At 64.6% G+C, this 21,718-nt stretch carries 19 protein-coding genes; 14 read left to right on the forward strand and 5 right to left on the reverse strand.

All coding sequences use genetic code 11. The features are described 5' to 3' along the window. The first annotated feature begins 131 nt into the window (after positions 1-131). The 9 genes from LL06_RS10660 (at position 132) to LL06_RS26365 (ending at position 10,337) form a co-directional block, all read left to right on the forward strand. Positions 132-1,760, forward strand: a complete 1,629-nt coding sequence (locus LL06_RS10660) for an ABC transporter substrate-binding protein (protein WP_035525916.1) — start codon at positions 132-134, stop codon at positions 1,758-1,760. A gap of 279 nt (positions 1,761-2,039) precedes the next feature. Beyond that, positions 2,040-3,053, forward strand: coding sequence for an ABC transporter permease (locus LL06_RS10665; protein WP_035525918.1), 1,014 nt, complete (start codon positions 2,040-2,042; stop codon positions 3,051-3,053). 4 nt (positions 3,054-3,057) lie between these two features. Then, positions 3,058-3,900, forward strand: a complete 843-nt coding sequence (locus LL06_RS10670; RefSeq protein WP_052161410.1) for an ABC transporter permease — start codon at positions 3,058-3,060, stop codon at positions 3,898-3,900. A gap of 1 nt (position 3,901) precedes the next feature. Then, entirely contained in the window at positions 3,902-4,912 is a 1,011-nt protein-coding gene (locus tag LL06_RS10675; RefSeq protein ID WP_052161411.1) for an ABC transporter ATP-binding protein, read from the forward strand. Further along, positions 4,909-5,967 (forward strand): ABC transporter ATP-binding protein, encoded by a 1,059-nt coding sequence (locus tag LL06_RS10680; protein WP_052161412.1) that lies wholly within the window; start codon positions 4,909-4,911, stop codon positions 5,965-5,967. Before LL06_RS10675 ends, LL06_RS10680 begins: the two co-directional genes overlap by 4 nt. Further along, positions 5,964-7,292, forward strand: a complete 1,329-nt coding sequence (gene otnK / locus LL06_RS10685; RefSeq protein ID WP_052161413.1) for a 3-oxo-tetronate kinase — start codon at positions 5,964-5,966, stop codon at positions 7,290-7,292. The genes LL06_RS10680 and otnK overlap by 4 nt, the downstream gene beginning before the upstream one ends. Positions 7,293-7,296: 4 nt before the next feature. Then, positions 7,297-7,953 carry a class II aldolase/adducin family protein gene (locus LL06_RS10690; protein ID WP_035525921.1) on the forward strand — a complete coding sequence of 219 codons (657 nt, stop codon included), beginning with the start codon at positions 7,297-7,299 and terminating at the stop codon, positions 7,951-7,953. 13 nt (positions 7,954-7,966) lie between these two features. Next, on the forward strand, positions 7,967-9,202 hold the full coding sequence (locus LL06_RS10695; protein ID WP_035525924.1) for an aminotransferase class III-fold pyridoxal phosphate-dependent enzyme: 1,236 nt from the start codon (positions 7,967-7,969) through the stop codon (positions 9,200-9,202). Positions 9,203-9,356: 154 nt separating this feature from the next. Beyond that, the gene (locus tag LL06_RS26365) at positions 9,357-10,337 is read left to right on the forward strand and encodes a helix-turn-helix domain-containing protein (RefSeq protein WP_052161414.1); all 981 of its coding nucleotides are present in this window, start codon (positions 9,357-9,359) and stop codon (positions 10,335-10,337) included. Positions 10,338-10,358: 21 nt separating this feature from the next. On the opposite strand, the gene LL06_RS10705 is transcribed toward LL06_RS26365, so the two are convergent. From LL06_RS10705 to LL06_RS10720, 4 genes are all read right to left on the reverse strand, one after another. Beyond that, positions 10,359-11,642 (reverse strand): cytochrome P450, encoded by a 1,284-nt coding sequence (locus tag LL06_RS10705; RefSeq protein WP_052161415.1) that lies wholly within the window; start codon positions 11,640-11,642, stop codon positions 10,359-10,361. Between the two features lie 28 nt (positions 11,643-11,670). Beyond that, complete coding sequence (locus LL06_RS10710) at positions 11,671-11,991, reverse strand: 2Fe-2S iron-sulfur cluster-binding protein (RefSeq protein ID WP_035525926.1); 321 nt, start codon at positions 11,989-11,991, stop codon at positions 11,671-11,673. Further along, positions 11,988-13,235, reverse strand: a complete 1,248-nt coding sequence (locus tag LL06_RS10715) for an FAD-dependent oxidoreductase (protein ID WP_201772328.1) — start codon at positions 13,233-13,235, stop codon at positions 11,988-11,990. The genes LL06_RS10710 and LL06_RS10715 overlap by 4 nt, the downstream gene beginning before the upstream one ends. 460 nt (positions 13,236-13,695) lie before the next feature. Continuing rightward, entirely contained in the window at positions 13,696-14,139 is a 444-nt protein-coding gene (locus tag LL06_RS10720) for a pseudoazurin (RefSeq protein ID WP_035525931.1), read from the reverse strand. A 137-nt stretch (positions 14,140-14,276) separates the two neighbouring features. Here LL06_RS10720 and LL06_RS10725 point away from each other — a divergent pair, with 137 nt between their 5' ends. Beyond that, positions 14,277-14,975 (forward strand): Crp/Fnr family transcriptional regulator, encoded by a 699-nt coding sequence (locus tag LL06_RS10725; protein ID WP_035525934.1) that lies wholly within the window; start codon positions 14,277-14,279, stop codon positions 14,973-14,975. Positions 14,976-15,060: 85 nt separating this feature from the next. Here the strand turns inward: LL06_RS10725 and LL06_RS10730 are convergent, their stop codons facing one another. Continuing rightward, positions 15,061-15,342: a DUF1858 domain-containing protein gene (locus LL06_RS10730; RefSeq protein ID WP_035525936.1), complete on the reverse strand. Its 282-nt coding sequence runs from the start codon at positions 15,340-15,342 to the stop codon at positions 15,061-15,063. Positions 15,343-15,589: 247 nt separating this feature from the next. Here LL06_RS10730 and LL06_RS10735 point away from each other — a divergent pair, with 247 nt between their 5' ends. The 4 genes from LL06_RS10735 to nosZ all read left to right on the forward strand — a co-directional run bounded on the left by LL06_RS10735 (position 15,590) and on the right by nosZ (position 21,714). Continuing rightward, positions 15,590-15,868, forward strand: coding sequence for a DUF2249 domain-containing protein (locus LL06_RS10735; protein WP_035525939.1), 279 nt, complete (start codon positions 15,590-15,592; stop codon positions 15,866-15,868). A gap of 228 nt (positions 15,869-16,096) precedes the next feature. Further along, a complete protein-coding gene (locus tag LL06_RS10740; protein WP_035525941.1) occupies positions 16,097-17,275 on the forward strand; it encodes a cytochrome c peroxidase in 1,179 nt (392 codons plus the stop codon). Between the two features lie 259 nt (positions 17,276-17,534). Next, a complete protein-coding gene (locus tag LL06_RS10745) occupies positions 17,535-19,784 on the forward strand; it encodes a NosR/NirI family protein (RefSeq protein ID WP_201772329.1) in 2,250 nt (749 codons plus the stop codon). A 13-nt stretch (positions 19,785-19,797) separates the two neighbouring features. Then, positions 19,798-21,714, forward strand: coding sequence for a TAT-dependent nitrous-oxide reductase (nosZ, locus tag LL06_RS10750; RefSeq protein WP_035525942.1), 1,917 nt, complete (start codon positions 19,798-19,800; stop codon positions 21,712-21,714). Positions 21,715-21,718 lie beyond the last annotated feature (4 nt).

Genomic DNA, 21,718 nt, shown 5'->3' on the forward strand with positions numbered 1-21,718 from the left:
TTAGCACTAGAATGTTCGCTTTTGTCAACAATCCGGACTTTCTTCAATGCCATTATCGCCTCGTCGCAGCGAAGAAAAACAAGGAACCTCGCAGCGAAGAGCCACGAAATCAGTGGATGGGAGATAGAGAAATGCAGCTTACAAATAATGAGACCCGCCGTGCCTCCATTCGCCGCCGCGCCGTTCTGGCAGCGGCCGCGACAGTGCTGACGTCCTTCGCCGCCTTCCCGACTCTGGGACTTGCCGCAGACAGCGGCCGACCCCTTGTCGTTGCCCGCGACATGGATCTGAACTCGCTCGATCCCGCCCGCGCGTTCTGCGACACCTGCCAGATCTATCTGAGCTCGGTCTATGACCGGCTGGTCGATCTGTCGCCCGACAACAAGTCGATCGTGCCCATGCTGGCGAAGGAGTGGAGCGCCAGCGACGATTCGACGGTGATCACCTTCAAGCTCGATCCAAACGCGAAGTTCTCCGACGGCTCGCAGGTCGAAGCCAAGGACGTCAAGTGGACGCTCGAGCGGCTCAAGAACATCAAGGGCGGCATCGCTTACATCCTCGACAATGTGCAGTCGATCGAAACGCCGGACGAAGCCACCGTCGTCGTCACGCTGACAGCCCCCAATTCCGAATTCGTCGGCTCGCTGACGGCCCCCTATGCCGGCATCATCAACTCCGATGTGGTGGCTGAACAAGGCGGCAACGCCGGCGCCGACGCCGCCACCACGGACACCGCCGAGCAGTGGCTGCTCGCCAATTCCGCCGGTGCCGGGCCCTTCGTGCTGGAAAGCTACAGCCCCAGCCAGGAACTGCGCCTCAAGCGCAACGAGAATTACTGGGGCAAGAAGCCGGCGGTCGCCGAATTCATCTTCCTGCAGTCCAAGGACGCCGTGAGCCAGACGCAGTTGCTCGAAAGCGGCAGCGCCGACATCGCCATGCAGGTCGATCCGACGACGGCGAAGAACATCACCAACGAAGACATCATTGTCGAGACGCAGCCGTCTCCCAACATGGTCTATATCGCACTGAGCCCGGGCGCCAAGAACCTGGCCCATCCGCTCGACGCCAAGGTCCGCGAAGCGATCGCCAGCGCCATCGATTATGACGGCATCATCGACCTGACGGTCGACGGCAAGGCGATCCGGTTGCCTGCGCCGATTCCCGTTGGCTTTCCTGGCGGCGGCGTTGGCGAGCCCATCAAGTACGATGTTGAAAAGGCCAAGGCGCTGATGGCCGAGGCAGGAGCAGCCGACGGCTTCAAGCTCGACGCCACCTTCCCGAACGTCAACCAGTATGGCGTCGACTACACGCTGATGATGCAGAAGATCCAGCAGGATCTCGCCGAGATCAACATCGAGCTCGAGCTGGCGCCGGTGGAGTTCTCCGTCTGGCGCGAGAAGGTCAATGGTGACGGGATTCCGATGACGGCCGTGTTCTTCGCGCCGGACTATTACGGGTCTTCGCAATATGCCCAGTATTTTGCGATGATGGACGGCACGGTCTGGTACAAGCGCGCCGGCGGCGCGGCCGATCCGGCGCTGGCCAATCCTGAAACGCCCAAGATGCTTGCCGATGCCCTTGCCGCGCCCAGCGACAAGAGCGCCGAGCTTTTCGAGAAGCTGGCAGCCGTGATGGCGAATGATCACATCATCCTGCCGATCCTGAGTCCGGAAGCCGTGTTCGCTTTCCGGAAGGGTATTAGCGGCCTGCGTTTCAGCGCCTGCTGCAACATGGTCCTTGCGGACATCAAGGCCGAGTAACACGCTCCCAAGACGCGTGCCGAAGGAGACCGGAGGCGGCATCGCCTCCGGTCCGGGCCAACGACTTGCCGGGAACCGGCGACCGCCTTGCCCGCGTCCCGGCGTGGCGTGCCGGTTGCTCCTTGCAGCTTTCTCCGCAACACTGACCGAGCGCCGGATCGCCGCGGCCAGTGCGCCTGAACGGGCGGGGCGTCGCGGCCGACCTTCGTATCGTGGCCTGCGGACGTCGAACGAGCCTTTGCCCGACCAGGAACCACCCATGTCTGGACCCAGAACATAATGACGCAGTATCTGTTCCGACGGTTGATCTCCATTCCCCTCCTCCTGCTGGGCGTGGCGACCGTGGCCTTCTTCCTCTCCCACTTTACCCAGGCGGACCCCTTGTCCGCACTGGTGAGCGAGCGGCAGATGAACAATCCGGAGGTGGTCGCCGCGGCCAAGCAAAGATGGGGTCTCGACCGCAGCCTGCCCGAGCAGTACCTGATCTATATCCAGAATCTCGTGTCCGGCGACATGGGCGTTTCGTTCCGGACGCGCCGGCCCGTCCTCACCGATATTGCCGAGAGGCTGCCGGCGACGCTCGAACTCGTGATCTTCGCCATGCTGTTCGGCACGATCAGCGGCGTCGCGCTCGGCGTGCTCGCCTCGCGGTTCCAGAACCGGCTGCTCGACTATTTTGCCCGCCTGGTGGCGCTCTTCGGCTCCACGGTGCCGGTCTTCTGGTCCGGGCTGCTGCTGCTCTATCTGTTCACCGTGAAGTTCTCCTGGATCCCGGGTCCCGGCCGGCTCGATCCGCGCGCCGACCCGCCGCCGTTCATGACGGGGCTGCTGACGATCGACTCCCTGGCCGCGGGGCAGTTCGACACGTTTCTCAATGCGCTGCATCACCTCGTACTGCCGTCCTTCGTGCTCGGCTGGTCCGTCACCGGCATCATCGCGCGGCTGGTGCGGGCGAGCATGCTGGATGCCCTGGGGCAGGACTACATTCTGGCGGCGCGCGCAAAGGGAGCAGGCGAGGCGCGGACGCTGTTTCGTCACGCGCTGCCCAACGCCATGATTCCGACGCTGACGATCATCGGCTATTCCTTCGCCTATCTGATCACCGGCGCGGTCCTGACTGAAGCGGTGTTCGGCTGGCCGGGAATCGGCTCCTATGCGGTCGATTCGGCCCGTACCCTCGATTACCCCGCCATCATCGGCGTTTCCCTGATCGGCGCCTCGGCCTTCCTGCTGGCGAACCTGATCACCGACATCGCCTATGCCTATGCCAACCCTCGCATCAGACTGGAGTGAGCCCATGTCCATCGTTGTGGGCGCGCGCGCGCATTGGATGAAGAACCTGACGCTCCGGCCAGCTTTGGTCGCCGGCCTGCTGATCGTCGGCTTCTGGATCGTCGTGGCGCTGACGATCGACGTGTGGACCGTCTACGATCCCCTCAAGATCGTCGCCCGCAAGCTTCAGGCGCCTTCCTTGCAGCACTGGCTCGGCACGGACGCGCTGGGCCGCGACGTCATGACCCGCACGCTGTACGGCGTCCGCTATTCGCTCTCCATTTCCTTCGTCGTGGTCGTCTGTTCGGTGGTGATCGGCTCCCTAGTCGGCGCCCTTGCCGGGTTCTTCGGCGGCTGGACGGACAGCGTGCTGATGCGCCTCGTCGATGTCACCCTGGCTTTCCCGCCGGTCCTGCTGGCCATGGCCGTCGCGGCGTCGCTCGGACCCGGTCTGCAGAACGCGGCGATTGCGGTCATCGTCGTCTGGTGGCCGGTCTATGCCCGGCTGATGCGCGGCCAGGTGCTCGACGTGATTTCGCGCGACCACATCGAGGCGGCCCGCGCGGGGGGCGCCTCCTCCTTCCGCCTGCTCACCAAGCACATCCTGCCGCTGTCGTGGACGCCGACGATCATCAGCGCCACCATGGATTTCGGCCAGGTCGTGTTGCTGGCCGCCTCGCTCAGCTTCATCGGGCTGGGCGCACAGCCGCCGGCGCCGGAATGGGGCGCGATGATTTCCGACGGGGCGTCTCACTTCTATTCCTGGTGGATCGCCTTCGGTCCCGGCATGGCCATCCTGATGCTCGGGCTGGGATTCAATTTCATCGGTGACGCGCTGCGCGACATCCTCGACCCGAGGGAGCACTGAGATGGCGGAGACTGCACCCCTGCTTGAAGCGCGCGACCTGCGCGTGACGCTGCGCAACGGCCTGGAAATCGTCCGTGGCGTGACCTTCACCGCCGAAGCCGGCAAGGTTCTCGGCATCGTCGGCGAATCCGGCTCCGGCAAGTCGATCACCATGCGCGCGGTGATGGGTCTGTCCCCGCCGGGAGCGGTGATATCCGGATCGATCAAACTGCGCGGCGAGGAACTGGTGCGCGCGCCGGAACGGCGCATGCGCGCGCTGCGCGGCAGTAAGATCGGGATGATCTTCCAGGATCCGATGACGGCGCTCAATCCGGTGATCACGGTCGGAAAGCTGATCGCCGAGGCTGTCCGCCTTCACAATCCCGGCATGTCGGCATCGACTGCGCGGCAGCGGGCGGTCGAACTCCTGGACCTGGTGGCGGTGCCGCAGCCGGAGATCCGCGTCAATCAGTATGTCCACGAGTTTTCCGGCGGCATGCGGCAACGCGCCATGATCGCGATGGCGGTCGCCAACAATCCGGAGGTGCTGATCGCGGACGAGCCGACAACCGCGCTCGATGTGACGGTGCAAGCGCAGATCCTGGACGTGCTCAAGTCGCTCCAGGACAGGTTTTCCATGGGGCTGGTCCTGATCACGCATGATCTCGGCATCGTGGCGGGCGCGGCGGACGACGTGATCGTCATGTATGCCGGCAAGATCATGGAGAGCGGCAGCGTCCGGGACATCTTCTATCGCACGCGGCATCCCTACACGCGCGGCCTCCTGTCCTGTCTTCCGACCATCGCGGGCGAGCAATCGCGCCTTGAACCCATTCCCGGCAGTCCGCCCCTTCTCAGCGCGCGACCGGAAGGCTGTCCGTTCCACCCGCGCTGCCCGATGGCGCGCGATGCCTGCCGGACGGAGGAGCCCGTGCTCCGGCCGGTGGACAATGTGCTGACGGCCTGCCACTTCGCGGAAGACCTGCGCGACGGCGGCGCGGGCCGGGTAACTGCGGAGGCGGAACGCGCATGACCCGACCAGCAACCATCGCCACCGGGGCCGACGAGCCGATCCTGTCGGTCAGCAATCTCACCAAGGATTTCGTCATGCGGGGCGGCCTGTTCGGCTGGAGCCCGGTGCGCACGGTCAAGGCCGTCGGCGGCGTCTCGTTCCAGCTTGCCAAGGGCGAGACACTCGGCCTGGTCGGAGAATCGGGCTGCGGAAAGTCGACGCTCGGCCGCTGCCTGCTTCGGCTCATCGACCCCACTTCGGGCGACGTGAGCTTCAAGGGCACCAACCTCGCGACCTTGCCGGCCGAGGAGATGCGCAAGTTCCGCCGCCATCTCCAGATCGTGTTCCAGGATCCGCTGGCGTCGCTGCATCCGAGGATGAGGATCCGCGACATCATCGCCGAGCCGCTCCGGCTGATCGGGGTGACTGGCGCGCCGGCGCTGGCCAGGGCTGCCGAACTGCTCGACCTCGTCCGCCTCGCGCCCGAGCATGGCGGCCGCTATCCGCATGAACTGTCGGGCGGCCAGCGGCAGCGCGTCGGCATCGCGCGGGCGCTTGCGCTCGATCCCGAGGTGCTGGTGCTCGACGAACCCGTGTCGGCGCTCGACGTCTCGGTGCAGGCCGGCATCCTGAACCTGCTGGAGGAACTGCAGCAGAAGCTCGGCATCGCCTATGTGTTCATTGCCCATGATCTCGCTGTGGTGCGGCATGTCTCCGACCGGGTGGCGGTGATGTATCTCGGCAAGATCGTCGAGATCGGCGAGGCCGCGCAGATCTACAGGGCGCCGGCCCATCCCTATACCAAGGCGCTGCTCTCGGCGGTGCCCCTCCCGGACCCGGACGCAGAGCGCGCGCGCCGGCGGATCACGCTCACGGGAGACGTGCCGAGCCCGCTCAACGTGCCTTCGGGCTGTCCGTTCCGCACACGCTGCTGGAAGGCGCAGGACATATGCGCGACCGTGGTCCCCGAGTTGGAAGCCATCGAGCCGGGGCTTCAGGCCGCCTGCCACTTTCCCGAACGGGGCGAGAACCGGGCCGGAGTCGCGGACAGCGCCACTGGGCAGGTGACCGCATGACGCCAGGCACCTCAAGCCGGAACAAGCTCGTCTTCGGCGCCATCGCGGATGACCTGACCGGCGGCATCGAACTGGCCTCGATGCTGATCGCGCGCGGCGTGCCCACGTCGCTGTCGATCGGCTCCGGCGAACCGGCCCGATACGGCGCCGCGCATGTCTTTGCGCTGAAATCCCGCGTCGCCCCCGTCGCGGAGGCGGTCGGGTCAACGTCGGAGGCGCTGGAGCGTCTCGTCGGACGGGGCGCCCGGCAGGTGTTCCTCAAATACTGCGCCACCTTCGATTCCACGCCCGAAGGCAATATCGGCCCGTGCGCCGAAGCGATCCTCGACCGGCTCGGCGCGCGCCAGGCGCTGTTCGTGCCCGCCCTCTGCGAGACGCGGCGCACCGTCTATCAGGGCCACATGTTCGGCGCGGCGCAACTGCTGGCGGAATCGCCGAAACGGCTGGATCCCCTGACGCCGATGACGGACTCCAACCTCGTGCGCGTTCTTCAGGCCCAGAGCCGGAGACCTGCCGGCCTGATCGACTACACCGTGGTCGACCGGGGCCCCGAGGCGGTGCGGAGCTACCTCGAGACGGCAGCCGAAACCGCCTTCTTCCTCTGCGACACGCTCTATGAGCGCCATCTCGCCACGCTCGCGGCCGCCGCTGTGGATGCGCCGCTCCTGACCGGCAATTCCTCCGTCGCCGCCCATCTGCCGCCGCTCTGGTTCGAGAGCGGCCTGCTGCCGTCGCCGGCCCGCGTTCATCTCGACGGCGTCGATGGTCCCGGCGCCGTTCTGGTCGGGAGCCTTGCGGATCAGACGGCCGCGCAGCTCGATCGCTTCGCTCGCTCCCACAGCGTCTTTTCGATCGATGTCGAACAGGCCTATGCCGGCCACGATATCGTCTCGGAAGCCACGCAGTTCGCCGAAAAAGCGATTGCCGAGGGCCACCATTTCGCGATCAGCACCGCCCTGCCGCAAGCGCGCGTCGATGAGCTCCAGGCTCGCCATGGCCGGCTCGAAATCGCCTCGAAGGTGGAAGCGATCCTGTCGGACATCGCGCGGGCGATCGTGGTCGATCTTGGCGTCCGGCGGCTCGTGGTGGCGGGCGGAGAAACCTCCGGATCCGTCGTCCGGGCGCTCGGCATCACCGATCTCGATGTCGGGCCGTATCGCGAGCCCGGCTTTTCCCGATCCGTCGCCGCCCGGCCTTATCCCATGGCGCTGATGCTGAAGTCCGGAAAGCTCGGCGGCCCCGATATATTCGCCTCGGCGCTGGACGACATGCGCCGCCCGATCTCCGAAGCCCCCTGTCTCGACCAATGGCCTCCGAAAGGCTGATCCCATGAGCATATCCTCCCAAGACCCCCGCCAATCGCTGATCGACGCGTCGATCGACGCCGAGATGCAGCGCATCAACATCGGCACGACCGGCAACATGAGTCTGCGCAGCGGCGGCGGCATGCTCATTACCCCAAGCGGCATTCCGCCCCGGGACCTCGCCACCGAGGCCATCGTCAGCATGGATCTCGAAGGTGGCTGGTTGGGCGACTTCAAGCCGTCGAGCGAATGGGCCCTTCATTCCGCCATCTACAAGGCGCGCCCGGAAGTCCGGGCGGTCGTCCATGCCCATTCGGATCATTGCGTGGCCCTGTCCTGCGCGCGCCTGGATCTGCCTGCCTTCCATTACATGATCGCGGGCTTCGGCGGCGACACCGTGCGGTGCTCGCGCTATGCCACCTTCGGCTCGCCGGAACTGGCGGAAGCCACGGTCGAGGCGCTCGAAGACCGCACCGCTTGCCTGCTCGCCAATCACGGCATGGTCACGGTGGGCTCCACGCTGGCGGAGGCCTATGGCCGTGCGCTGAAACTCGAAACGCTGGCGCGACAATACATGCTCTGCAAGGCCTTCGCCGAGCCGGTGCTGTTGACCGATCAGGAGCTGGTCGAGGTCAAGCAACGCTACAAGACCTATGGCCGGCAAGACGCGCAGACCGCGTGAAAGGAAGAGGCAGATGACTCAGACGCTCATCAACAGCCGCGACATGGCGCTCCGCGAACGGGCCAGCAAGGTGGTGCCCAACGGTGTCTGGGGACACATGGCGACGCGCGCGATCGGACCCGGCTACCCGCAGTTCTTCGCGAAATCCGAGGGATGCCGCGTCTGGGATGTCGACGGCAACGAATATATCGACTTCATGTGCGCCTGGGGCCCCAACATCCTGGGCTACAAGCAACCGGATGTGGACAGGGCGGCAATCGAACAGATCGGCATCGGCGACATCGGCAATGGTCCGTCCGAACGGATGGTCGAGCTGGCGGAGACGCTGGTCGACACGATCGAATACGCCGACTGGGCGCTTTTCCAGAAGAACGGGACCGACGCGACCACCACCTGTGTCACCGTCGCGCGGGCCGCGACGGGCAAGCGCAAGATCCTCATTGCGCGCGGCGCCTATCATGGCGCGGTTCCGTGGTGCTCGCCCTCGCTCATCGGCGTGACGGCGGAGGATCGCACCCATCTCGTCCTGTTCGACTACAACGACATTGCGAGCCTGGACGAGGCCGTGGCCCAGGCCGGCGACGACATGGCCGCGATCATGATGACGGCCTATCGTCACGATGTGAACCGCGACCAGGAAATGCCGGACGAAGCCTTTCTCAGGCATGCCCGCGCGGTCTGCGACCGGACCGGGGCAGCCCTGATCCTCGACGATGTCCGCGCCGGATTCAGGCTCGACCTGCGCGGGAGCTGGGCACGCCACGGCGTCAAGCCGGACCTCGGCGCCTATTCGAAATCCATCGCCAACGGCTGGCCGCTGGCGGCGGTGGCCGGCAGCCGGAGCATGATGGAAGGGGCCTCCAAGATCTTCGTGACCGGCTCCTTCTGGTACGGATCGGCCGCGATGGCGGCGTCGCTGAAAACCATCGAGATCCTGCGTACGACGGACGCGCTTGCCCATATAGAAGCCATGGGCCAACGGTTTCGTGACGGCCTCGCAGAGATTGCCGCGCGCCATGGCTATGAGCTCAGCCAGACCGGACCTGTGCAGATGCCGATGGTTCGCTTCGTCGGCGATCAGGATCTCGCGATCGCCAACAGCTTCTGCTCGGCGGCCCTGCGCCATGGCATCTACATGCATCCGCGACACAACATGTTCCTGTGCGCCGCCCACCAGCCCGCGGATATCGATCATGCGCTCGAGGCGGCGGACGCGGCGATGAAGGAGACGGCGCGGACAGCCCGTTAGCAACGAACGCGAAAGACATACCGAGGGCGCGCAACGGCCGCGCCCTCAGTTCGCGGCCTGGCGACGGCGAAGGGATCAAACGGGCCGGCTCAACCTCGGCCGATCACGCACAACGGACCATGTCATGCAGTCACACGAGCGAGCGCACCTGGACATGCAACGCACATTCTCGATCGCGCTGGTGTGTGTCGAACCCGCGCTGCATGCCACGTTGCTTTCCATCGAGCCGTTTCGCGCGGCAAACAGGCTGAGCCAATCGCCCCTTTTCCGGATCGACTTCCTGTCGGAGGACAATGACCGGTCCGCGTCCCTGGACAAGGTCCTGCCCTGCACCGCCTCGCTCGACGACGGCAGGGCCTATGATCTGGTGCTGCTGCATTCTTCCTACGAATTCAGCGGCCACAGGAAGAGCGCGCTCTTTCGCTGGCTGCGCCGACAGGCAGCTTCCCGGGCGCAGATCTGCGCCTTCGACGCGGCGCCCCTGCTCCTGGCGGAGGCCGGTCTCCTGAAAGGCTACCGGGCCACAAGCCACTGGAGCACGATCCCGTCCTTCCGGGAGCGCCACCCCGATACCGATGTCGTCGAGCAGCTCTTTGTCGTGGATCGCGACCGGTCGACCTGCGCCGGGCAACTGGCGAGCCTGGATCTGTCGCTCGATCTGCTCGAGCGCTTTTGTGGCAGGGCCATGAAAGAGCTTGTCACCAACGAAATCGTCTATCCCGCCGCGAGAAGCGGGGCCAGCGTCCAGCGTCAGATCGTCAACGGCCCGATTTGGCAGACCAATCCCGTCCTCGCCCGCGCGCAGAAACTGATGCAGGAGATGATCGAGGAACCGCTCTCGATCGAGGAGCTCGCCGGCCATTGCGGAATTTCCGCCAGAGAACTGCAATATCTCTTCCGGAAATACCTCAAGGCCAGTCCGAAGAGCCACTACCTGACATTCCGGCTTCAGCGCGCCAAGGAACTTCTGCTCTACAGCGGCCTGAGCGTCGGCGAGACCGGGCTCGCCTGCGGCTTCTCCTCGCCGGGATCCTATTTCAGAGCCTTCCGCGCAAGATACAAGACGAGCCCGGCAAGCTACCGAAAGGCGTTTCGGGAGAATGGCGACCGTCCGGACGGGCGTCGGCTGTACTGAGGCCTCGCGCGGCGGGCAGGGTCAATCGCCCCTTTCCGCGCGGCTGATGCTGGCCGGGAACACGCTGAGCTGGTTCATAAAATGGTCGGGGATCCATTCCGCCGGCTTCCCGGCCTTGCCAATCTCCACCTCCTGCGCAAAGAATTCCTCCAGCATCACCCGCGTCAGCATCACGCCGGCGTGGCGACCGGGGCAGATATGGACTCCCGAGCCGAAGGTCGTAAGCCCCGGCTGGGGCCGGCCGATGTCGAAACGTTCGGGCTCGGGAAACGCCGAGGGGTCGTGATTGCCCGCCGCCCACATCATCATGATCTTGTTCCCGGCCGGCAGGACCAGGCCATCGAAATGGAAATCCCGCAGCGCATAACGGTTGAGGGCCAGAACGGGCGGCTCCAGCCGAAGCGCCTCCGTGATCGCCCGGGGCAGGGTGTCGGGCGCCCGGCGCACCGCGGCAAGCGCCTCCGGAGTGTCGAGCAGAACGTAAAGCGTATTGGCTGCCGCCAGCGCCGCCGTGTGAAAGCCGTCGACCAGATTGCCGGCAAGAACCGCTCCGACCGATTTGGGAACCAGTCCCACCTCATAGGGGTCGTCGGGGATATCGATCTCCTTCAATCTTGCCGCGATTTCCAGCATTGCCGGATCGCTCCTTTCCAGCCCCCGGATCGAGGCGAGGTGAAGCAGGCGGGCATATTCGGCGAAGGCCTTGTCGAGGACCTGCAGGTCTTCCTGGCTGCGATTGGTGCGGAAAAGCCTCGTCATGTCCTGGGCACAGCGGCCGATGACCACGGCCTCTTCGTCAGTCAGGTAAAGCAGCCTGCTCCAGAAGCCGACCACGACAGCCTCGGCGACCGTCTCGACCAGATCGACGGTTTCGCCATCCCGTATACGGCCGATCACGGTGCGTGCGACGTCGCGCGCCAGCTCCGCCATCTGGCCGACCTGCTTTGGCCCGAGCCAGTTCAGGATCATGCGGCGCGCCGGACCGTGGAGCGGCGGATTGAAGGTGAAGATCTGGCTGGAAATCACCTCGCCGATCTCCCAACCAGGCGGCCGCTCCGGGCTTGCGCCCTGCTTGAAGCGAGCGGGATACATCCTGCCGATCGGCTGGTTGCCGATTTCCGGCGCCGTGCCGAACCGGATCAGATCAGCGTTGCGAAAGACGACGAGATTGTTCTCGGCCGTGCGAAGAAAGCGCGGCTCCGGCGCCGCGAAGACCTTCCGGCAGAAGACGCGAAAATTGTCCCGGCCGCCGGTGAAGCCGTAGTCGGACAAGGCGGGCAGGGATTTGATGTCGAGTTCGGTCATTGCGTGTCACCCGTGCTTGAGGTCTGGATTACTCTTCCGGCGCTATTCTCACCCTCAGCAGCTCGGCGCCGTCGCCGACGGTCACCTGGCAGGCGAGGCGTGAAAGCGGTGTCTGATGGACCAGAGTATCGAGCATTTCGCGTTCCTCCAGGCCGGGTTCCGGCAGTCTGGCGGCTGTCTCGACATAGACGTGGCAGGTGGCGCAGGAGCAATTGCCGCCGCACAGCGCCGCGATCTCGTCGACGCCTGCGTCCCGGAGAATGGACAGAAGCGAACCTGCGGCATAGGCGTCGATTTGCCAGGTGCTCCCGTCGCGCCCGGTCACGTGGAGTCTCGGTGTATCTGTCATGGGCGGGAGGTCCTCACGTTGTCGTCCGGTATCAGGGTCTTGAGGGGGATCGCGGGATCCCCGATCTGTTCGGCATCGAGCCTGCGCCTCGAAGCGATCAGTTTCTTGCCCGCCATGAAGTCGCCGGCATGATTGATCGTTTCGATGCAGATCAGCCTGTCATCTTTCAGGTGCAGCACCGAGAAGCCACGGTGTCCGGCCGTCCCGCGCAGGATTTGCCGATCGGCATCGATGGCGAGCCCCGCGCTCTTGAACTTCATCTCGGCCTGATCGGACCAGAACCAGGGAACCTCGTCCTCGGGTTTCGCCTGCGCCAGAATGGCCGCGGCCGCAGATTTCGCCTGCTCGATCGCGTTCGCCACGCTCTCCAGCCGATGCAGCCGGTTGTCGTTGAAAGGTAGGGGCCGCCGGCTGACGTCGCCGATCGCGAAGATGCATGGGTCGTTCGTGCGCCCGTCAGCATCGACGACAATCCCGCCGTCACATTTCAGCCCGGCGTTCTGCGCCAGTTCGTCGTTCGGGACCCCGCCCACGCAGATCAGCACCGCCGTGCAGGGAAACAGGCGGTCGTCCTTGAGACGGATCGCTGCCACTCTGCCATTGGCGGTCTCGAGGCCGCCGATCTCCGCCTCGGTCATGAACGAGACACCCCGCCGCTGGTGATAGGCCTCGAGAAATTCCGAAATGGGAGCACTCGCGACCCGCGACAGAAGCCTCTTCTCCCGCTCGAAGACGACCACGTCCGCCCCGAGTTCGACAGCGGCGGCTGCAACTTCCAGCCCCAGATAGCCGCCGCCGATCAACGCGATCCGGGCGTTGGGACGGAGGGACAGGCGCAGCCTCTCTGCATCCTCCAGGGTCCGAAGGTAATGGACGCCCTCCAGATCGTCATCCATTCCGGCGAAACGGCGGGGCCTCGATCCCGTGGACAGGATGAGAATGTCGTAGCGTTCCACCGTTCCGTCGCCGAGCCTCACTGCCTTTGCGTCGCGATCGATCCGATCGACAGTGACGCCGGGACGAAAATCGATTCTCTGATCGGCAGCGAAGGACTGCGATTTCAGCCTGAGGCTCTCGAAGTCGATCTCGCCCTTCAGGAATGCCTTGGACAGGGGCGGGCGCTGATAGGGAGAAGCGGGTTCGGCGCCGATCAGCAGGATCTCTCCCTGGTATCCGCCCGATCGCAGAAGGGCTGCGGCGTTCAGGCCCGCCAAGCCGGCGCCGACGATAACAATCTTGTTCACGGGTGAGATCATGGGGGCTGAGCTTAATCCGGTACCGTTGCAGAACTGGGCTGTCTTGGCGAACATAGCGTTCAATGCCGAAGGTAAGCTCGCAGAATCCGCTAAGCTCTGTTCATTACACGACAGATTGCCGGAGCGCTGCTGGGGGCGGACCCGCTGCTGATAAACCGGGAAGGCAAGCGGCCTCCTTCGCACGCCAGGTATGTCAGCTATCGGCGGATGCGGCAGGGTCAGCGGTGCACTATCGGCGACGCCGGAGTGAGCTTCCCCGACGCTGAGGCTTCTGCGGGCTGGTATTCGAGAGCGCCAAGCGGGACGTGGCGAATGCGACGGCGATCGAAGCCGCGACGGCACTGTCTGGGAATCGCCGTCGACGTGACATGCGTATTACGGCCGGGGAGCGCCGCCACGCTCCCCGGCCGCCGGGTGGCCCTCCCCTGGGTGAGGCGGCCTCCTCGTCTCAGTTCGCCGCCAGCGCCTGGCCGAAGAGCTCGGCAAAGACAGCCTTGGCCTTCCCCGACTGCTTCACGGCCTTGGCTTCCTCCGCGTTGGCAGGGTTGCCGACGCGGATCAGGGCGACCATGCCCATGGCGTAATGCGGGCTGCACTTCACCCCGTAGACGCCTTCCGCATCGAGCGTGATGGTCAATTCCTTGTTGTACTTGCCCTTGAAGGGCTCTGCGCCTTCGGGCAGCATGCCGGCGATGGTCTCGACATTGTGGCCCTTGTCGGTAGGGACGAAGCGGATCGTGTCGCCGGGTGCCGCGATGACCAGGTCGGGCTCGAACACCATCGCGCCCTTGGCCCCCTTGTTGAGCATGTGGACTTCGATTTCCGCTGCATGAGCCACGCCGGTGACGAAGACTGCGGCGCCGAGGGCGAGCGCTGTGAGAGTGTTACCCATTTTTCTGTCCTTTTCCTGTCCGCGGCAGTGGAGTGCCGTTGACCCATTGATAGCCCGCGATGCGGCAAGGCCGTTTGCGCAAGCACAAACAAAAGGGTAGAAACGCGGGCAGTTTCGATCTCCGGATGACGCCCCGCATGCCGCTCGACAAGTCGCTCATAGTGGATTTGCCCGCCTTCGCCGGACTGAGCGGCGAAGATGCGGATGCCGTGCTTGCGCCGGCGCGCTCTTCCCGCTTCGCCAAGAACACGGAAGTCTTCTCGCAGGACGAGGAGGCGCGGCAATTCTTCCTGTTGCTCTCGGGCTATATCAGGGTGGTGCGCACCACGCCGGAGGGCGAGCAGATGATCGCCCGCTACATCAACGAGGGCGAACTGTTCGGCATCGCGGTCGCGATGGGGCGGACCACCTATCCCGCCAGCGCGATTGCGGCGGTCGACTGCGTCGTGCTGGCCTGGCCGAACGGCGCCTGGCAGGATCTTCAGTCGCGTGTCCCCGGCTTCGGCGCCAACGCCTACCAGACGATCGGGGAGCGGCTTCAGGAGACCCAGTCCCGGGTGATGGACATGTCGACGCGCCAGGTCGAGCAGCGGATTGCCGGCGCGGTCCTGCGCCTCGTTCAGCAGTCCGGCCGCGAGACCGAAGAAGGCATCGAGATCGATTTCCCGATTTCGCGGCAGGACATCGCCGAGATGACGGGGAGCACGCTGCATACCGTCAGCAGGTTGATGAGCGCCTGGGAGGAGGAAGGCATCGTCCGCAGCGGCCGCCAGAAGGTGACGGTCACCGATCCCCATGCCCTCATGCTGGTTGCGGAGAACCGCAAGGGCAAATAGGGCGCCGCACGGCTTGCCCCGGAGTGGAGCGGCGCTCGGGGCGCGAGGGATGGAGGTCGCGGGTTCAGCAGAGGGCCATGGCCGGTTACCCGGATGGAGCTTGCCCGTCCGGGTTTCCCGGTTCCAGATCCTCAGACGCCGACCGGATCTCCGCGGGCGGTTGCGACCGCATCGCCGTCAGCAACTCGCCCGAGAGAACGGCTTCGTCCAATGTATGGGCGGCGGCCGCGACCGCGACCGTATGAAAGGGTGCGGCGGGGCAGCCGATGCACAGCATGCGGTGGCGGATCATGACCCGGAGTGTCGCGGGCCATCTGCGCATGATCTCGTCGACCGGCATGTCCGGGTCCAGGGTGAAAGGCGTCATCCGGGCTCCTCCTCGAGCCACGGACTTACGCGTCTTTCTTCGTCGCATCGTTGTTCCGCCGCAAACAGCTCAACCGAACCGCGCGGTGATGCCCGCCTGTCCGGGGATGGATATCGCCGCTGCATCGTCAGCCCGTCGGGACTTTGCGCTTCGACAAACAAGGGGCCGGCCGGATTTGCTAGCGTCTTGCCGAGCGGGCGGCGCTTCATGCGCCTGGCTCGCCGCCGTTGAACCTGGAGCCTTGCCAATGACTGTTGAACACCCCGCCGAAATTCCCGCGATCGACGTCCGCACCATTCCTCACCAGGAGCGCCATGCGCGAATCTTCTCCATGCTCGAGGCGCTGGAACCAGGCCACTGCTTCGCGGTCGTCAGCGACCACGAGCCGCGGCCGCTGCAGTTCCAGATCGAAGCGCGGTTCCCAGATGTCTTCGGCTGGACCTATGTCGAACAGGGGCCCGAGGTCTGGCGCGCCGTCATCTCCAGGGAAGCGGCCAGTTGTTGCGGATGCTGCAGCGGCTCCTGATGCGGTCCATTTGCAGCGCGGGCGCGCGGCGGATTCCGGCCGATCGGGATCCGCGCCTGTTGCGAAGGCCATGATCATGACCGACGATTCGGGCCCGGCCAGGCAGCGGCGCCAAGCCGCGGTCGTGGCGGCCGTGGCGAGCGCTTGGGAAATCCCGGCAATCTTTGACCTGGATCACGGTCGGAAGGGCCGCGCGTCGTTAGAGATGCACATTTGCGGAGACCTCCAATGAAGCGATATGCCCTTGCAATCAGCGTGTTGGCGACGGCAACCATGGCGCTTGCATCAGGCAGTGCGATGCTGCTTGCCGCGCAGCAACCGGCGACCGATATCGCGGCCGCCGATCCCGCCGCCCTGACGGCTCTGGGCGAAGCCCTGTTCTTTGACCCGAACCTGTCCCTCAACCGCACCCAGTCCTGCGCGACCTGCCACGATCCCGACCGGGGCTTCGCCGATTCCCGCGGGCTTGCCGCATCGCTTGGCGACGACGGGACATCGCTCGGCGACCGCAACGCCCCCACCGCTGCCTATGGCGCGCTGGTGCCGCCGCTTCACCGGAACGAGGACGGCCAATGGACCGGCGGCCTGTTTCTCGACGGGCGGGCGCCGACGCTGGAAGACCAGGCGGGCGGACCGCCCCTCAATCCGGCCGAGATGGGGATGCCCGACAAGGCCGCCGTCGCCGAACGGCTGCGCGAGAACGCGGCCTACCGGACAGCCTTTCCGGAGACGTTCGGCGAGGGGGTCCTCGACGATCCGGACGCCGCCTACAAGGCCTTGACCCAGGCAATCGCCGCATTCGAGCGGACCGATATGTTTGCGCCGTTCGATTCCAGATATGACCGCTTCCTGCGCGGCGAGGCGACGCTGACCGGCGAGGAGGAGCTGGGCAGGGTGCTGTTCTTCTCGCAGCAGTTCACAAACTGCAGCCAGTGCCATCAGCTCTCCCGCAGCCAGATGGACCCGAAGGAAACCTTCACCGACAACCGCTACCACAATATCGGCGTTCCGGATAATTCGGCGCTTCGGCAGGCCAATGGCGTTGCCGCCGGGACGGTCGATCCCGGTCTTGCGGGCAATCCGCTTGCGGAGGCCGCGGAGGAACGCGGCAAGTTCCGCACGCCGACATTGCGCAACGTCGCGGTGACGGGCCCCTACATGCACAATGGCGTGTTTGGGGATCTCAGGACGGTCGTGCGCTTCTACAACCGGTACAATTCCAAGGCCGCGACCGCCCAGCTCAACCCTGAGACGGGCAAAGCGTTCGGGCTTCCGCCGGTGCCGGACACCCTGGCTGTCAAGGAACTGACGCATGGCCCGGCGCTGGACGACAGGCGCGTGGACGCGCTGGTGGCCTTTCTCAAGACGCTGACCGACGCCCGCTACGAAAAGCTGCTCGGCCAATGAGCAGGCCGCTCCTTTAAAACGGGCTCTTTCGATCGCTGCGCCTTCGGCGGCAGACCAGGTTTTGCAGGCGTCCCCGCCCGCGGCCCCGGTCGATCGCGCGAGCTGTCGGGGTTAAATTTGCGGTTTCTAATACATTGCAGATATACAATCTAACATCTTGAAGTAGCTCGCATATCTTATTTGAGTTTGCGCTACATCAAAGAGCCGCCCGCAGCACCCCGATAGGTTCGCGCCCAACGCAACATTGGACCAGCGAACCATGGCAGGCATATTCAACGGCAGGAAGGGGTGGGCGAGATCGACGTTGATGGCGTTGGCGGGCCTCTTGCTTTGCCTGGGCTCGGCGCAGGCCGAACCCCTGGTCATGAAGTTCCTGGACACCGTCGCTGTCGAGGAGATCGTCCCCGGCGCCACGGCCTACGGGCAGTTGCGCGCCGACATTCCGGTCGTCGAAGCCCTCAAGGATGGCGCGGTCGTGGGCTATGTGTTCCTGACGTCCGATTTCGTCACGACCACCGGCTATTCCGGCAAACCGATCCACACGCTGATGGGCGTCGACGACACCGCGACGGTGACCGGGGTCCGGCTGGTCAAGCACTCGGAACCGATCGTGCTCATCGGCATTCCCGAGGCCAAGATCACCGCCGTCACCGAGAAATATGCGGGCCTCGATCTGATCGCGGAGGCCGCCGCCGGCGGCTCTGCGCATGATCTCGACATCGTCTCGGGCGCCACCGTGACCATTATCGTCATCGACGATTCCATCGTCCGGGCCGGCCTGAAGGTGGCGCGATCCCTGGGCCTTGGCGGCCTCGAGCCTGAACTGGCGAGTGCCGGTCCGACAAAACGGCTCGTCATGCCCGGCGATGACGCTGTCACCCTCTCCGACTGGCAAACGCTAACCGGAGATGGCTCCGTCCGCAGCTTGCGGCTTGATGTCGGGCAGGTGAACACGGCCTTTGAGGAGACCGGCGACGCCCGCGCCATCAAGCGCCCGGAAAAAGGGGCACCGGAAGACACCTTCATCGACATGCACATGGCCCTGGTCAGCGCTCCGGAAATCGGCCGCACGCTGCTCGGCGAGGAAGAATATGGCAAGTTGCGCGCCTGGCTGAAGGAGGGCGAACAGGCCATCCTGGTGCTGGGCAGGGGCAAGTACTCCTTCAAGGGGTCGGGCTATGTGCGCGGCGGCATCTTTGACCGCATCCAGCTCATCCAGGGCGACACGGCTGTCCGCTTTCACGACAAGCAGCACAGGCGGCTGGGCCGGCTCGCGGCCGATGACGCGCCGTCCTTCTCGGAGCTCGACATTTTCAAGGTGCCCGCCGACAGCGGATTTGATCCGGCAGAACCGTTCCGTCTGCAATTGCTGGTGCAGCGCGCGGTGGGCGCCATCGACAAAACCTTCATCACCTTCGATCTCGGTTACCGCATTCCCGACCGCTATACGGAAAAGCTCGCCATCGACACTGCCGTGGTCAGCAATCCCCAGATCCGCAGCGATGTCGCGGTATCCGACACCCGCGAGCTCAGTCATCTGTGGAAGCGGATCTGGGTCCAGAAGCGTGTCGAGGTGGCCGTGCTGGTGGCGGCGCTGATCCTCCTGACCGGCGTCTTCTTCTTCCAGATGCAGGTCACGCGGCATGAGCGCTTTACCTACTGGTTCCGGATGGCCTTCCTCACATTCACGCTTGTGGGGCTGGGCTGGTACGCCAACGGACAATTGTCGGTGGTCAATATTCTGGCCTTCTTCTCGGCGGTCACGACGGATTTCTCCTGGTCCGCCTTCCTGATGGATCCGCTGGTCTTCATCCTCTGGTTCTCGGTGGCGGCATCGCTGCTGTTCTGGGGCCGGGGCGTGTTCTGCGGCTGGTTGTGCCCGTTCGGCGCCTTGCAGGAACTCACCAATCAGATCGCGCGATTTTTCAAGGTTCCGCAATACACGCTTCCCTGGGGCCTGCATGAGAGGCTCTGGCCGATCAAGTACATGGTCTTTCTGGGCCTGTTCGGCCTGTCGCTCTACTCGCTCGAAATGGCGGAGCGCTATGCCGAAATCGAGCCTTTCAAGACCGCCATCATCCTGAAATTCCAGCGCGGCTGGCCGTATATCCTGTTCGTCGTCGTGCTGCTCGGCGCCGGCCTGTTCATCGAGCGCTTCTACTGCCGCTACCTGTGCCCGCTCGGCGCGGCGCTGGCGATCCCGGCACGGCTGCGGATGTTCGACTGGCTCAAGCGCTACAAGGAATGCGGCGATCCGTGCCAGCGCTGCGCCAAGGAGTGCCCGGTCCAGGCCATCCATCCCGAGGGCAATATCAATCCCAACGAGTGCGTTCAGTGCCTGCACTGCCAGGTGCTCTACCAGAGCGCCACCAAGTGCCCGGTGTGCATCAAGAAGGAAAGCAAACGGGCAAAATTCCGCATCCGCAACGGTCTCGACCCCATTCCGCCGTCTGGCGGAACCGGTCAGCCGCTGCCTCAAGTCACCTCCACAACCCAGCCTTCAAACTGAAAGGAACGAAAAAATGTCAGCCGAAGAAACCAGAAGCAAAGGCTTTTCACGCCGGCGCCTGATGACTGCCACCGCCGGAGGCGCCTTGGTCGCCGGCTCCGGACTGGGAGCCAGCCTGCTCAGCGGCGTCGTATCCAAGGCCCATGCGGCGACACCGAAACTCAATTTCGAACCGGGCGAACTCGACCCCTATTACGGGTTCTGGTCGTCGGGTCAGAGCGGCGAGCTGCGCATCCTGGGCTTTCCCTCCATGCGCGAACTGATGCGGGTTCCGGTGTTCAACCGCTGCTCGGCCACCGGCTGGGGCCAGACCAATGAGAGCCTGAAAGTGCTCACCGAAGGCCTGACCGAGGAGACCAAGGCGTTTCTGGCGGCCAAGGGCATGAAGACCTACGACAATGGCGACCTGCACCATCCGCACATGTCGTTCACCGACGGCACCTATGACGGCCGCTATCTGTTCATGAACGACAAGGCCAACACGCGGGTGGCGCGCATCCGCTGCGACGTGATGAAATGCGACAAGATCATCGAGATCCCGAATGCCAACGACATTCACGGCATGCGCCCGCAGAAATACCCGCGCACCGGCTACATCTTCGCCAATGGCGAGCATGAAGCACCGCTGGTCAATGACGGCACGATCCTGGATGATCCGTCGCAGTATGTGAACATCTTCACCGCCATCGACGGCGATGAGATGAAGGTGGCCTGGCAGGTCATCGTGTCGGGCAACCTCGACAACACGGACTGCGATTATCAGGGCAAATACGCCTTCTCGTCGAGCTACAACTCGGAGATGGGCATGAACCTCACGGAAATGACCGAGAGCGAACTCGACCATGTCGTCGTGTTCAACCTCAAGGCCATCGAGGAGGGCGTCGCCGCGGGCGATGTGCAGATGCTCAACGGCGTGCCGGTCATCGACGGCCGCAAGGGCCAGAACAAGAAGTACACGCGCTACATCCCGATCCCCAACAGCCCGCACGGCGTCAACGCCGCGCCGGACAAGAAGCACATCATGGTTGCCGGAAAGCTGTCGCCGACCGTCTCGATCATCGACGTGACCAAGCTTGACGCCCTGTTCGACGCGGATGCGGATCCGCGCTCCTGCATCGTCGGCGAGCCCGAACTGGGTCTTGGGCCGCTTCACACCGCCTTCGACGGCAAGGGATTTGCCTATACGACGCTGTTCCTCGACAGCCAGATCGTCAAATGGGACATCGACAAGGCCATCCGCTCCTATGCCGGCGAGGACGTCGACCCGATCGTCTCCAAGGTCGATGTGCACTACCAGCCCGGGCACAACTCGACTTCGATGGGCGAAACCGCCGAGGCCGATGGCGCCTGGCTGATCTCGATGAACAAGTTCTCCAAGGACCGGTTCCTCAATGTCGGTCCGCTGAAGCCCGAGAACGAGCAGCTCATCGACATCTCGTCCGACGAGATGAAGGTGGTTCATGACGGTCCCACCTTCGCCGAACCGCATGACAGCATCATCGTGCGCGCCGACATCGTCAATCCGGTCAATGTCTGGTCCCGCACGGACCCGATGTTCGCCGACGCCGTGACCCAGGCCAAGGCCGACGGGGTGGACCTTGAAGGCGATGACGTGGTGATCGTCGACGGCGACAAGGTGCGGGTCTACATGACCTCGGTCGCGCCGCAGTTCGGTCTCGAGAAGTTCACGGTCAAGCAGGGTCAGGAAGTCACGGTCTATGTGACCAACCTCGATGATGTCGATGACGTGACCCACGGCTTCTGCATTTCCAACTACGGGATCGCCATGGAAGTGGCGCCGCAGGCGACCGCCTCGATCACGTTTACCGCGGACCGTCCCGGCGTTCACTGGTTCTACTGCCAGTGGTTCTGCCATGCGCTGCACATGGAAATGCGCGGACGCATGCTCGTCGAACCGCGCGCCGCCTGAGGAC

This window comes from Hoeflea sp. BAL378, from assembly GCF_000759435.1.
Classification (GTDB): domain Bacteria; phylum Pseudomonadota; class Alphaproteobacteria; order Rhizobiales; family Rhizobiaceae; genus Hoeflea.